This window comes from Arsukibacterium indicum (genome assembly GCF_019100565.1).
Lineage (GTDB): Bacteria > Pseudomonadota > Gammaproteobacteria > Enterobacterales > Alteromonadaceae > Alishewanella > Alishewanella indicum.
Map to the genome: position 1 here is coordinate 430,389 of NZ_JAHRID010000002.1, position 13,194 is coordinate 443,582.

11 protein-coding genes and 1 other RNA gene are annotated in these 13,194 nt (G+C 51.1%); 4 read left to right on the forward strand and 8 right to left on the reverse strand.

Features of this window, described 5'->3' with window-relative positions; genetic code table 11:
* Positions 1 to 82: 82 nt before the first annotated feature.
* From gcvP to KQY15_RS06570, 7 genes are all read right to left on the reverse strand, one after another.
* Positions 83 to 2,974 carry an aminomethyl-transferring glycine dehydrogenase gene (gene gcvP, locus KQY15_RS06540; protein WP_217668385.1) on the reverse strand — a complete coding sequence of 964 codons (2,892 nt, stop codon included), beginning with the start codon at positions 2,972 to 2,974 and terminating at the stop codon, positions 83 to 85.
* 97 nt (positions 2,975 to 3,071) lie between these two features.
* Complete coding sequence (gene gcvH / locus KQY15_RS06545; protein ID WP_217668386.1) at positions 3,072 to 3,461, reverse strand: glycine cleavage system protein GcvH; 390 nt, start codon at positions 3,459 to 3,461, stop codon at positions 3,072 to 3,074.
* An 81-nt stretch (positions 3,462 to 3,542) separates the two neighbouring features.
* Positions 3,543 to 4,622, reverse strand: coding sequence for a glycine cleavage system aminomethyltransferase GcvT (gene gcvT / locus KQY15_RS06550; RefSeq protein ID WP_217668387.1), 1,080 nt, complete (start codon positions 4,620 to 4,622; stop codon positions 3,543 to 3,545).
* Between the two features lie 214 nt (positions 4,623 to 4,836).
* Complete coding sequence (locus tag KQY15_RS06555) at positions 4,837 to 6,081, reverse strand: FAD-dependent oxidoreductase (protein ID WP_217668388.1); 1,245 nt, start codon at positions 6,079 to 6,081, stop codon at positions 4,837 to 4,839.
* Positions 6,068 to 7,291, reverse strand: coding sequence for a 2-octaprenyl-6-methoxyphenyl hydroxylase (ubiH, locus tag KQY15_RS06560; RefSeq protein ID WP_254795473.1), 1,224 nt, complete (start codon positions 7,289 to 7,291; stop codon positions 6,068 to 6,070). Before ubiH ends, KQY15_RS06555 begins: the two co-directional genes overlap by 14 nt.
* Positions 7,278 to 8,609: a Xaa-Pro aminopeptidase gene (pepP, locus tag KQY15_RS06565; RefSeq protein ID WP_217668389.1), complete on the reverse strand. Its 1,332-nt coding sequence runs from the start codon at positions 8,607 to 8,609 to the stop codon at positions 7,278 to 7,280. Before pepP ends, ubiH begins: the two co-directional genes overlap by 14 nt.
* Before the next feature lie 39 nt (positions 8,610 to 8,648).
* Positions 8,649 to 9,230: a UPF0149 family protein gene (locus KQY15_RS06570; RefSeq protein ID WP_217668390.1), complete on the reverse strand. Its 582-nt coding sequence runs from the start codon at positions 9,228 to 9,230 to the stop codon at positions 8,649 to 8,651.
* A 161-nt stretch (positions 9,231 to 9,391) separates the two neighbouring features.
* On the opposite strand from KQY15_RS06570, the gene ssrS reads away from it, so the two are divergent.
* The 4 genes from ssrS (at position 9,392) to serA (ending at position 12,322) form a co-directional block, all read left to right on the forward strand.
* Positions 9,392 to 9,575: non-coding RNA, 6S RNA (gene ssrS / locus KQY15_RS06575), on the forward strand.
* 48 nt (positions 9,576 to 9,623) lie between these two features.
* On the forward strand, positions 9,624 to 10,247 hold the full coding sequence (locus KQY15_RS06580) for a 5-formyltetrahydrofolate cyclo-ligase (RefSeq protein WP_217668391.1): 624 nt from the start codon (positions 9,624 to 9,626) through the stop codon (positions 10,245 to 10,247).
* A gap of 126 nt (positions 10,248 to 10,373) precedes the next feature.
* Positions 10,374 to 11,030, forward strand: a complete 657-nt coding sequence (gene rpiA, locus KQY15_RS06585; RefSeq protein WP_217668392.1) for a ribose-5-phosphate isomerase RpiA — start codon at positions 10,374 to 10,376, stop codon at positions 11,028 to 11,030.
* Positions 11,031 to 11,095: 65 nt separating this feature from the next.
* Positions 11,096 to 12,322, forward strand: coding sequence for a phosphoglycerate dehydrogenase (gene serA / locus KQY15_RS06590; protein ID WP_217668393.1), 1,227 nt, complete (start codon positions 11,096 to 11,098; stop codon positions 12,320 to 12,322).
* Between the two features lie 46 nt (positions 12,323 to 12,368).
* Here serA and KQY15_RS06595 read toward each other — a convergent pair whose 3' ends face one another.
* Positions 12,369 to 13,157 (reverse strand): DUF481 domain-containing protein, encoded by a 789-nt coding sequence (locus tag KQY15_RS06595; RefSeq protein WP_217668394.1) that lies wholly within the window; start codon positions 13,155 to 13,157, stop codon positions 12,369 to 12,371.
* Positions 13,158 to 13,194: the final 37 nt, after the last annotated feature.

Genomic DNA, 13,194 nt, shown 5'->3' on the forward strand with positions numbered 1-13,194 from the left:
TATCGGTTGCAAACTTTATTAGAGTTGCAAACTTAATTCCGATAGTTGCATTCTTTATTCGAGATCTACAAGAACTACACACTTACCGATACGCTTCCGGGCTTGGACAAGCGCACATTAAATTCCGGTCACCATATACATCGTCTATCCGAGTAACGGTTGGCCAGAACTTGTTCTCGGCTACGTAAGCTACCGGGAAGGCGCCGTAGGTGCGCTCGTAGGCGCGATCCCAGGCCGGGTCGAGAATATCTGCCATGGTGTGCGGCGCATAAGCCAGTGGGTTGTTGTCTACTGTCCACTCGCCAGCTTCTACCTTGGCTATCTCGGCGCGGATACTGGTCATCGCTTCAATAAACTTATCCAGCTCGGCTTTGCTTTCTGATTCAGTAGGTTCAATCATCAGCGTGCCGGCAACCGGGAAGCTCATGGTTGGCGAGTGATAACCGTAGTCCATTAAACGCTTGGCAATGTCCATTTCAGTAATACCGCTGGCTTCTTTAAGCGGCCGGATATCGATAATACATTCGTGGGCTACCCGGCCGTTAGTGCCGCGGTACAGTACCGGGAAATGCGGGTTAAGCTTATTGGCCATATAGTTGGCATTTAAAATGGCAAACTCGGTGGCCTGTTTTAAGCCCTCCGCGCCCATCATGGCAATGTACATCCAGCTGATAGGTAATATGCCGGCACTGCCGAACTGCGCCGCTGATACCGCGCCATTGTTATCGCCGGTGCCGTCAATTTTTACCACCGGGTGGTTTGGTAAAAACGGCGCTAAATGGCTTTTCACACCGATAGGGCCCATACCCGGGCCGCCGCCGCCGTGCGGAATACAGAAGGTTTTATGCAGGTTTAAGTGCGATACGTCTGAACCAATAAAGCCCGGCGAGGTTAAGCCTACCTGGGCGTTCATATTTGCGCCGTCCATATACACCTGGCCACCGTAAGAGTGGACGATGTCGCACAGCTCCTGAATGCTCTCTTCAAATACGCCGTGGGTAGACGGGTAAGTAACCATAATGGCAGCTAAGCGATCGCCCACTTCTGCAGCTTTGGCTTTTAAATCGGCCATGTCGATATTGCCTGACTTATCGCAGTCAACCAGTACCACATCGTAGCTGGCCATCGCCGCTGTTGCCGGGTTCGTACCGTGCGCCGATACCGGAATTAAACAGATATTGCGATGACCTTCACCACGGCTTTCGTGGTACTTACGAATGGCGACCATACCGGCATATTCGCCCTGGGCGCCTGAGTTAGGCTGCATTGATATATTGTCGTAACCGGTAATATTCACCAGCCAGTCGCCCAGCTCGGTGATCATTTCATAATAACCTTCGGCCTGATCGCGCGGCACGAACGGGTGCAGTGAACCAAACTCCGGCCAGGTGATCGGGATCATCTCGGCAGTGGCGTTTAGCTTCATCGTGCACGAGCCCAATGAAATCATTGAATGATTCAGCGCTAAATCTTTGTTTTCCAGCTTTTTAATATAACGCAGCATCTCAGTTTCACTGTGATACTGGTTAAATACCGGATGGCTTAACACTGTTGTAGTACGTGCCAGTTCAGCTGGAATAGACTCTGAGCCATTGGCAACGATATCGGCATCCAGTTTTTCAACGGTAAGGCCATGCTCAGCACCTAATACGATATCAAACAGCTCAGCAATATCAGCCGCCTGAGTGGCTTCACTGAAACTTACCGCCAGGGTGTCGCTTACGTCAGTACGCAGGTTTACACCGGCGTCCAGCGCGCGTTTTATTACCGCCGCACGGTCGCTGACTTTAAAGGTAACGGTATCGAACCAGTGGCTGTTTACGATTTCTACGCCTTTGGCTTTAATACCGGCGGCGAAGATATCGGCACTGCGGTGAATGCGCTCAGCAATGTCTTTTAAGCCCTGCGGGCCATGATATACCGCGTAGAACGAGGCGATATTGGCCAGTAATACCTGAGCAGTACAAATGTTCGAGTTGGCTTTTTCGCGGCGGATATGCTGCTCACGGGTTTGCATGGCCATGCGCAGCGCCTGATTACCGCGACGGTCTTTCGACACCCCGATGATCCGGCCCGGCATAGAGCGCTTGTAGGCATCGCGGGTAGCAAAAAATGCCGCATGCGGGCCGCCATAGGCCATAGGTACACCAAAGCGCTGCATTGAACCTAGTACCACGTCGGCACCCAGCTCACCCGGTGATTTTAACAGCATTAACGCCATCGGATCGGTTGCTACTGCCACTACTGCTTTTTTCGCCTGCAACGCTGCAATTAACGCGCTGTCGTTGCGGATATCGCCGTTAGTGGTTGGGTACTGAATTAAGGCACCGAATACCTCATGGCTGGCCGCTTCGCTGGCCTTGCCAATCACGATATCAAAGCCAAACATTTCGGCGCGGGTTTTTACCACATCGATAGTTTGCGGGTGCACATCATCACTAATAAAGTACAGGTTGGCTTTACTTTTGCTCACCCGCTTGGCCAAAGCCATGGCTTCGGCAGCCGCGGTCGCTTCGTCCAGCAGTGAGGCACTGGCCAGCTCTAAACCGGTTAAATCTAATGACATTTGCTGGAAGTTTAATAAGGCTTCTAAGCGGCCCTGGGCAATTTCCGGCTGATATGGCGTATACGCCGTGTACCAGCCCGGGTTTTCCAGCACGTTACGCAAAATAACATTGGGCGTTAGCGTTGGGTGATAACCCATACCAATGTATGACTTATACATTTTGTTTTTTGCTGCCACCGCTTTTAAATGTACTAAGGCATCATTTTCAGTGCGGCTGTTACCGGTCGCCAGTGGCTTGGGTAAGCGGATACTGGCCGGTACGGTTTGAGCAATCAGCGTTTCCATGCTATCAACGCCCAGCTCGGCCAGCATAGCGGCAGTTTCTGCCTCATCCGGGCCGATATGGCGCTGAATAAATTCGTCGTGGTTCGCAAGTTGCGACAGGGTTTTCACAGCGGTATGGGTCATGCTTTGAATGTCCTAGTAATGTTACAGCGTGCAGCACAGCTGTTGGTAAGATAAAGCCCCGATATGTACGGGGCTTTATGCTATAGCGATCTGTTAATTAAGCTTCGTCGATGCTGCTTTTGTAACCGGCAGCGTCCAGTAATGCTTCCAGTTCAGCTTCATCGCTGGCTTTAATTTTAAACATCCAGCCGTCGTTATACGGGCTGGCATTAACCTGTTCAGGTGAATCGGCCAGGGCTTCGTTCACTTCTACCACTTCGCCAGACAGCGGGGCGTAGATGTCAGAGGCGGCTTTTACCGACTCGGCCACGGCGCAATCGTCGCCCTGGCTGACGTTGTCACCCACTTCCGGTAATTCAACAAATACCATATCACCCAGCAGCTCCTGGGCGTGCTCGGTAATACCTACCGTGAAAATACCGTCACCGTCGTTGCGAACCCATTCATGGCTGCTCGCATATTTTAATTCTGCAGGGATAGAGCTCATTGTAAATTCCTTAGCTGTCTTGATACGTATGTTGTAGTTGTCTACGTTAGTTATTTTTATCCGGGGTTACCCGTACTGATTTTAGATGACTTTTTTACCCATGCGCACAAACGCTGGTTTAACCACCTTAACACTGACCAGTTTGCCGCGAATATCCACTTCAGCAGTATCTGCTGTGTTCGCCGGCACCCGCGCCATAGCAATACTGTAGCCTAAAGTAGGAGAAAACGTACCCGAGGTAATAACCCCTTCGCCGCCTTCTACCACTACCCGCTGGCCGTGGCGCAGCACACCTTTTTGCTCCATCACCAGACCAACTAACTTGGCGGTACCGGCCGCTTTTTGCTGCTCTAACGCTGCACGGCCAATAAAGTCGCGGTCTTCCGGTGTCCAGGCAATGGTCCAGCCCATATTGGCCGCAAGTGGTGATACCGTTTCGTCCATATCCTGGCCGTATAAATTCATGCCAGCTTCCAGGCGCAGCGTATCGCGGGCGCCTAAGCCAGCCGGCGCGACGCCGGCGTCCAGCAGTTTTTGCCAGAAATCGGCGGCCTGGCTTTCAGGCAAGGCAATTTCATAGCCATCTTCACCGGTGTAACCGGTTGTGGCAATAAACAACTCACCAGCCTGTTTACCAAAAAACGGCTTCATGCCCGCAACAGCCGCCTGCTGCTCAGCCGTTAATAAGGTGGCCACTTTCGCTTTGGCATTCGGGCCCTGCACCGCAATCATCGCAAATTCAGGGCGCTCGGTTACGGTTACATCAAACGCTTTTGCTTCAGTACTGATATGCGCCAGATCTTTGTCGCGGGTGGCCGAGTTAACCACCAACCGGAAAAAGTCTTCCTGCATAAAATACACAATTAAGTCGTCAATTACGCCGCCATCTGCGTTCAGCATGCCGGTGTACAAGGCTTTACCCGGTTCCGTCAGTTTCGCGACATCATTGGCCAGTAAATAACGTAAAAACTCACGGCTGCGCTCACCGGTTAAGTCAACAATGGTCATATGGGATACGTCAAACATACCGGCATCGCGGCGTACAGCGTGGTGCTCTTCAATTTGTGAGCCGTAGTTAATTGGCATTTCCCAGCCAAAAAAATCGACCATTTTGGCACCAGCAGCAAGGTGGCTGGCATGTAACGCGGTTTTTTGAGCCATTATTTTTTCCTACTTATTGTGAGGGCCACAAGCGGTAAAACTAACAATAGCAATAAGCCTTATTTTTCAGGCTATTACGTAAGAATGCTAAGCTTGAGACTAAAAAATACCGCTCGATTATACCGCATAGGGCGGGCAGCAAACAGCCCAATTTGGATTACTTTTTGTAATGCGACAGCTGCTGTTACAAATAAAACTAAGGCAAAGCAGCTGGCTAAGCGTCCGCCAGTGGACCAGTCACGTTAAGTGGTTTTTTTACAATGTCGGGTAAGTCGCCTTTCAGGCCAAGCGCATGAGCCATTAATTGCTGTTTCAGCCAGGGCAGCTTATCCGCTGCCACTAAGCCGGCGCCACGCAGCAGTTTTAGCAGCGCTGGTTTGGCGGTAAAGCCGCGTTTAAAGGCTTCCATTGCCACGATCATGCTTTGCGCCTCGGCTTTGCGCCAGCGTTCATAGCGGCGCAGCATTTTGGGGGCGGCAATATCATCGCCCGCTTCCCGCTGTTCGCTTATTAGCTGGGCCAGCGCGGCAACGTCCATCAGCCCCAGGTTCATGCCCTGGCCGGCCAGCGGATGAATACTATGGGCGGCATCGGCTACCAGCACCACCCTGCCCCGTTGCCAGCTGCTGGCGTAGCGCATAGTTAAACCAAATGTCTGGCGCTCACTAACCAGCGCCACCGGCCCTAACACCGCCTGGCTGGCCGCGCACAATGCCTGATTAAAGGCGGTATCATCCAGCGCCATCAGGCGGCCGGCTTCAGCGGTTTCGGCGCTCCAGACAATAGAGCAAAGATCAGGCTCAGGCAGTGGCAGTAAGGCCAGCGGACCACTGTTTAAAAACACCTGGCGGGCAGTAAGCTGATGTGGCTCGGTACAGCGAATCTTGGCAACAATAGCGGTATGCTGATAATCCCAATGGGTTAACGGCAACTGCATATGCTGGCGCACAAAGGAATTGACGCCATCAGCGCCGACTAACAGCTGGCTTAAAATAAGCTCGCTGTTATCGAGCTGCAGCATCACTTCACGCTCGCCCTGCTTTAACTGGCTAATTGCCACATCAAAGTAGCATTGCACGTTACTGTACTGTTGTAACTGTCGATACAACAGCTGGCGAATATGTTCGTTATCGCAAATATAACCCAGCGCCTCAAGTTGTTGCTCGACTGCGGAAAAACCAATTTTGGCAAAGCTATCGGCTTCCCACACCTGCATATCGGTATAGGCCGCTGCGCCGGCCAGCAACTGCGGCCAGATCCCTAACTGCTGAAATAAATTGCGGGATGCCATATTTAACGCACTAACCCGCTGATATTCTTGCGATAAATCAGGTGCAGCATCAGCAGGGGCCGGACCTTTCTCAACCAGTACTACCCGCAGCTGCTGACGGGCCAGCAACAACGCCAGGGTCAGGCCGGCACTGCCGCCGCCAACTATGGTGACATCAGTATTTTGCATAAGGTTGTCCCCGGCCCATCGCCTGCATGGCAAGCGGCCGTTTTAATGGATCGCACAGCAACATTGCTGCCAGCCCGGCATTACGGGCCAGTGCCATCAGTCGTGAATTATTGGAAAAACCGCGCACCAGGGCATCAGTAAACCAGATAACCCGTTCAATATCCTGTTCGCGTAATTGCTGATAAGCCCGCAGCACTGGATAGCTGCCGGGATCCGTCGCCGTATCAAGCGCAAGCAGCAACGCCTGAATATCACGGATTGCCAGGTTAAAACCCTGGCCGGCAATTGGATGTAAGTTATGCAGGCTGTTACCCAGCAAGGCGGTGCGATGACGAACAATTTGATCCGGCCGCCGTAGCAGTAGCGGATACTGGGCCCGGGCACCAGCGCCGCTAAAAACGCCGGCCCGGTAACCAAACGCCTGCTGCACAGCAGCAGTAAATTGCTGCTCATCAAGGGCTAACAAACCGTCAACAGCATCGCGGGCTACCGTCCATACCAGCGAGTAACGCTGCCCGGTAAGGGGCAGCAACGCAATAGGTCCATGCTCAGTAAAGCGCTCAAAAGCGGTATTATTATGAGCCTGCGCCAGCGCCAGATTGGCAATAACAGCACTTTGTTGGTAATCATCACTGCTGACACTAAAGCCAGCCAGCTGCCGGCTTTGCGATACACCGCCCTCTGCAATAATCAGTAAACTGGCAGCTAGCACATTGCCACTGTCAAGCTGCACAGTCTGACAATCTATTTCAGGGGTAATAGCGGTAATATAATCGGGCTGAAAATAACTAAGGTTAGGCTGCTGTGCCAGTTTGGCGCGCAGTAAATTGCCCAGGTGTTCTACTTCCAGCACCTGGCCCAGTGCGGCCAGCTGATACTCGGCGGCCGTTAACAACGTTTTGCCGAAATGGCTGCGGTCTGATACCCAGATCTGTTTAAGCGGGCAAGCCTTATCAGCCAACTCCTGCCACAACCCCCAGCGCTGCAATAAGTTAACGCTGCCGGCAGCCAGCGCAATACTACGACTATCAAAACTGGTCGGTTGCGGGCTTTGTGCCTGTTCAGCACTAGGCTTTTCGCCGCCTTGCCTCTCAATCAGGGCTAATCTCAGCGTCGGCCTTGTACGTAGCAGACACCAGGCCAGCAAACTACCGGCCATACCGCCACCGGCAATAATAATATCAAAATGATTGCTCTCATTTACCGGCATCAGCTGCCGCCATCAGTTGCTCAATTGCCTCTATTTCTTTGGGCACAGCTGTTGTCAGGTTGTCGTGGCCATCGGCGGTTACCAGCAGGTTATCCTCAATCCGGACAGCTAAGTCCCACCAGCATTGGTCGGTAGGGCTGCCTGCCGGAATATACAGGCCGGGCTCGATGGTTAATACCATACCCGGCACAAAGGGCTGCTCAGCCATCTCACCGTCCGGCCCCGCCACTTTGTAAGCACCGACGTCATGCACATCCAGCCCCAGCCAGTGGCCAATGCCGTGAATAAAATACTGTTTACAGGCTTTATCAGCGATAAGCTGCTCCAGCTCGCCCTGCAAAATGCCTAAGCCCAGTAAGCCCTCGGTTAGCACCTGCTCGGCTGCTGCCGTTACCTTTGCAAAATTACTGCCGGGCTTTACGGCACTACAGGCTGCATACTGAGCATCCAGTACCAACTGATACAACTCAGCCTGGGCTTTACTGAATGTTCCCGATACCGGAAAAGTCCGGCTAATATCAGCTGCATAGCCCTGCAGCTCGCAGCCGGCATCAATCAATACCAAATCGCCTGCTGTCAGCTCACTGTTGTTGTCGGTGTAATGCAATATACAGCCATTGTCGCCACTGCCAACAATACTGTTATACGCCGGATAACGGGCGCCGTTTAAGGCAAAATGATGCAGAATTTCTGCCTCTAACTGATATTCATACCGGCCCGGCCGGCAAAGCTGCATGGCCCGGATATGCGCTTCGGCGCTGATTTGGCCGGCCCGGCGCATTATCGCAATTTCAGTTTGGTCTTTTATCAGGCGCTTTTCGGCGGTAACAGGCGCTAAATCAATCAGCTGGACAGGTGCGATATCGCCGCGTTTTTCCCGTTGTTTAAGCTGTTGCATCAGTGCGGTAACCTGCGCCAGCAAAGCGCTGTTCTCAGTTAAATGCATATACACAGCGGTACTGCCATTAATGGCTTGTTGCAATATGCTGTTTCGCTCGCTTAGTGGCGCAGCCTGTAAATGCAGATATTCAGCTGCAGCAGCCGGCCCGAGCCGCCTGCCATGCCACACTTCCTGCGCCGGATCTTTTTCGCGACACAGCAACTGCACGGCTGGCATGTCAGAGCGGTTTGCAATAATTAGTAAGGCATCCGGTTCGTTAAAACCAGTGTAGTACCAGAAGTCGCTGTGCTGGCGAAAGGGGTATTCGGTATCCCGGCTGCGGCTTTGCTCAGCGGCGGCACTTAGCAGGGCAACCGAGCCAGGCTGCAGAGCGGCAATTAATTGCTGACGGCGCTGAACGAATACAGAGTTAGGCATTGCAATCCTTTATAGCGAAAAGTAACTCAAAAGGCAGGATTAATGCAGCGTTTTACCATGGGGTGGCTGCGGGCTGTATTTCAACCCTACCTCATTAAAACAGCAGAGCACCATGATCCTTACATGTTCCAGCACCAGATAATAGGCTTCTTCATTTTCGTCTTTGCTGCCATCGGTTACGGTGTGAATATCAACCCGGGTCACTTCGGTCAGTTGGTCCAGCGCTTCGCGCACGTCCTCAGACACCAGCGATAAATCAGTTTGCTGTACCGCAAAACCTACCAGAAACGCCTGAGACCACTCCACCAGTGCTTCTAACCGCTCGAATAAGGCGTCATCATCACTGGGCAGCAACACACTGAACGAAAAATCACCTTTATTCAGACTCTCTGCAGTGCTATCAACTAATAATTGCACCTGCTTTTCCAGCGTTACCGGCAATGCCTGGCCATCGTTCAGAAAATCATACAGTACCGGCAGCAACGATTTTGCATCGGCCTTAACTCCGGCACTTAACATGCCGGTAATTAAACCATGCAATTCAGCGGCTGACGCCATCACATGAGCCTGCTCCAGCTCACTACTCCAGCGGTCATAACTTTGGATAAGAGGATGCGTCATAAGGTAGTCTTCACAAAATTACACGGCAATATCCTACCACTGCCGCAAGCCAACTGCCAGCATACTGCAACCCGTTCAGGTATTGCCGGATATCTGTGCAATCAATTGGCAATTATCAACCGCCCCCTTATAAGCTGACAACTCAGCTGCTATACTTCAAGCGTTCTCTGGGTTGTTTGTAAAGTTATTGACGTCCCTGAGCCGATAATTGTTTTATCCAGGAATTCTTCTGCGTTGCTTTTGTGCAGGCCCGGCTCGTACCGGGAAGCCTACGGTAACCATGAGACTTCCGCCTTGAACCTTGGGTTCAAGGGCTTAAATAACAAACGGCAATCTGGAGAACCCTTTTCCTGGTGTTCTGTAATTTCGCGTTAGGGCAGCAAAGGTATTCTGATGTCACTACTGCAGCAAGCCGATTTAGTTTCTGTGCCCCCGTCCCGGCAGGCTATTCGCCAGCGTGTTCGCCAATTGCGTCAGCAATTAACAGCCTCAGAACAATCTCAGGCTGCCAGCCAGCTGGCAGAGCAGGTATTAAACCAGGCTGCAGTTATAGCAAAACAGCATGTTGCCGTGTACCTGGCCAACGATGCAGAACTGGCTACCGGGCCATTAATTCAGGCACTATGGCAAGCAGGTAAAAACGTTTACTTGCCGGTGTTACACCCTTTTTGCCCGGGCTATTTACTGTTTATTCATTACCAAAACCACACTGAATTAAAACCAAACCGCTTTGGCATACCCGAGCCACGGCTTAACTGCGCTAACCTAATGCCAGTAGCTGGCCTTGATATTATTTTTACCCCGCTGGTGGCGTTTGATGCTAAAGGCAACCGGCTGGGCATGGGCGGCGGCTTTTATGACAGGACCTTATCGCAACTGCCTGCCAACAGCCCTTGTCAGGTTATTGGCCTGGCCCATAACTGCCAACAGGTAGACCAGATACCGACTGAAAGCTGGGATGTTCCGCTGCAACAACTGATAACGCCGGCTAAATATTTTGATTTTCGAAATCTATAAAGGCAGGCCAGAAACCCGATCTTTCCATTTTTTTGGCTTTTACTCTTTTGTCTGTGGTCGCTTTCGATATAATATCCATCTGTACGGCTAAACGCCAAAAACACCCTGTTCAAAAAGAGAACTGCCATGACCCAAGATGAAATGAAACGTGATGCTGCCTGGGCAGCCCTGGAATTTATCAGCAAAGACAGCATTGTCGGCGTTGGCACTGGCTCCACCGTTAATCATTTTATCGATGCCCTGGCCACTATCAAAGATGACATTCGCGGTGCCGTATCCAGCTCTGAGCAATCGACTGCCAAACTGAAACAACTGGGTATCAAGGTGCTTGATTTAAACGACATCAGCGAGCTGAGTATTTATATTGATGGTGCTGATGAAATTAACGGCCAGAAACATATGATCAAAGGCGGCGGCGCTGCCCTGACCCGCGAAAAAATTGTCGCAGCAGTCGCTGAAACCTTTGTCTGTATTGTCGATAGCACTAAGCAGGTTGAGGTACTTGGCCGCTTTCCACTGCCCATTGAAGTGATACCAATGGCCAGCAGCTATGTCAGTCGCGAACTGAAAAAGCTGGGGGCAAAGCCGGTATTGCGCCAGGGCGTGATTACCGACAATGGTAACCAGATCATTGATGCCCATGACTTGCAAATTACCGATCCGCTGGCGCTGGAGCAACAACTTAACAATATTGTCGGCGTGGTAACCAACGGCTTATTTGCCCGCCGGCCGGCCGATATAGTGCTGGTAGGCAGCAGCGATGGTACCCGCGTTCTTAAATAAACCACAGTGGCGGCAGCTACAGTTTAGTAGCAGATCATTTTATAAATCAGAGTAACGAGAAAAACATGGAAAAATATTCGCTGGCCAAAGACAAAATAAAAATACTGCTGCTGGAGGGCCTGCACCAGAGTGCGGTAAAAACCTTTACTGATCAGGGCTATACCAATATTGAATACCTGAAAACCTCGTTACCCGAGGATCAGCTGATTGAGCGCATCAGCGAAGCCCATTTTGTTGGTATCCGCTCCCGCACCCAGTTGACTGAGCGGGTGCTGGACGCTGCCAACAAACTGATGGCAATTGGCTGCTTTTGTATTGGTACCAATCAGGTTGATTTAGACGCGGCGCTGAAGCGGGCTATTCCGGTATTTAATGCGCCGTTTTCTAACACCCGCTCGGTAGCAGAATTAGTGCTTGGCCAGATGATTATGCTGCTGCGGGGTATTCCGCAGCGCAATGCCGCTGCCCACCGCGGCGAATGGTTAAAAACTGCCGATAACTCCTATGAAGCCCGCGGCAAAACGTTGGGTATTATCGGTTATGGTCACATTGGTACGCAGCTAAGTATTATGGCTGAGCATATTGGCATGCGGGTACAGTTTTATGATATTGAGAGCAAGCTGGTGCTGGGCAATGCCAATCAGGTTGATTTAGCTACCCTGCTTAGCACCTCAGATGTGATCAGTTTGCATGTACCTGAAACCCCACAAACAAAAAATATGATTGCGACAGCCGAGCTGGCGCAAATGAAACAAGGTGCAATTTTAATTAATGCCTCCCGCGGCACCGTAGTTGATATAGACGCATTAACCGCGAGTTTGCAAAGCAATAAGCTGGCTGGCGCTGCAATCGACGTATTCCCGGTGGAGCCTAAGGGTAATGATGAAGAGTTTATCTCGCCTCTGCGTGCCTTTGACAATGTACTGCTAACGCCGCATATCGGCGGCTCTACCCAGGAAGCACAGGAAAACATTGGTTATGAAGTGGCTGGCAAAATGGTCAAATACAGCGACAATGGCTCAACCCTGTCGGCGGTAAATTTCCCGGAAGTATCGCTGCCGGAACACAAAGGCCGTTCACGTCTGCTGCATATTCATAAAAACCAGCCTGGCATGATGACCAAGATTAACGAAACCTTTGCCAAACACAATATCAATATTTCCGGCCAGTACTTACAAACGGTGCAGGATATTGGTTATGTGGTGATTGATGTTGATTCTGAAGACCATGAACTGGCCTTAAACGAACTGAAAGCTATTCCGGGTACGCTTCGGGCGCGGGTACTGCACTAACTGATAAACCGGGCGGCCTGCACACAGGCCGCCCGCTTAGTGAAAATTAAAACGTATAAACCAGCGATGCAGCCGTTTCAGTATCCATGGTTTTTAAATTGCCCTCTGGCCGCGAGTTATGGCGGGCGGTAAAGCTAAAACGCATCGATAACTTATCAAATAACTGCGAGGTGATACTGCTACGGCTAACGAAGGTTGAGTTAGCACCATCCAATGATACTGAGCCTTCAAAGGTTTGCCTGAAAGTGCTGCCCTCGTATATTTTCTGATCCATATTAAAGGCCAGAAACCAGATTAAACCGGTGTTAGTCACGCCACTGTTGCTGCGCTGATGGGCAAAACCCGGGCCGGTTTCCAGGTCAATATAATTAGTTTGCCTTTCATACACCCGGTTAGCATAGCCGACAGCCAGCGAGCTTTGCAGCCGGAACGCACCAAACATGTCATACTGATAAGCACCCCGGCCAAATAACGACTGGCGGCCAACTAAAAATTTGTAATTACTCTGCCCGGTGATACCGTAACGTTTGGCCGTGGTAACACTGTTATTATGCTGAGTTTGGGCATTGAATATTTTACTGCGTTGAATCCGGCCATAGAGCTCATACCGGTTACGAAAGTATTCCATTTCATGCACCAGCTGGCTGTGTATCCGGATTGAATGCGCTTCAGTGTTGCCGGTATTAATCAGCAGGCCCAGTTCAATATCACCACCAATAGTCCCCAGGAATTCCAGTGGTAACTGAAACGTCGGGTAATCGCCTGTTGCCACACCATCAGCATCAGAATTACTGTCAGAATCTGCATCAGCGTCATCCGCCCACACTGGCAGCATTAACCCTAACCCAAAACTAAACAGTAATATTACAATT

Coding starts and splice junctions, on each gene's coding strand:
- gcvP (WP_217668385.1), bottom strand. CDS start 2,974: ATGACCCATACCGCTGTGAAAACCCTGTCGCAACTTGCGAACCACGAC.
- gcvH (WP_217668386.1), bottom strand. CDS start 3,461: ATGAGCTCTATCCCTGCAGAATTAAAATATGCGAGCAGCCATGAATGG.
- gcvT (WP_217668387.1), bottom strand. CDS start 4,622: ATGGCTCAAAAAACCGCGTTACATGCCAGCCACCTTGCTGCTGGTGCC.
- KQY15_RS06555 (WP_217668388.1), bottom strand. CDS start 6,081: ATGCAAAATACTGATGTCACCATAGTTGGCGGCGGCAGTGCCGGCCTG.
- ubiH (WP_254795473.1), bottom strand. CDS start 7,291: ATGCCGGTAAATGAGAGCAATCATTTTGATATTATTATTGCCGGTGGC.
- pepP (WP_217668389.1), bottom strand. CDS start 8,609: ATGCCTAACTCTGTATTCGTTCAGCGCCGTCAGCAATTAATTGCCGCT.
- KQY15_RS06570 (WP_217668390.1), bottom strand. CDS start 9,230: ATGACGCATCCTCTTATCCAAAGTTATGACCGCTGGAGTAGTGAGCTG.
- KQY15_RS06580 (WP_217668391.1), top strand. CDS start 9,624: ATGTCACTACTGCAGCAAGCCGATTTAGTTTCTGTGCCCCCGTCCCGG.
- rpiA (WP_217668392.1), top strand. CDS start 10,374: ATGACCCAAGATGAAATGAAACGTGATGCTGCCTGGGCAGCCCTGGAA.
- serA (WP_217668393.1), top strand. CDS start 11,096: ATGGAAAAATATTCGCTGGCCAAAGACAAAATAAAAATACTGCTGCTG.
- KQY15_RS06595 (WP_217668394.1), bottom strand. CDS start 13,157: ATGCTGCCAGTGTGGGCGGATGACGCTGATGCAGATTCTGACAGTAAT.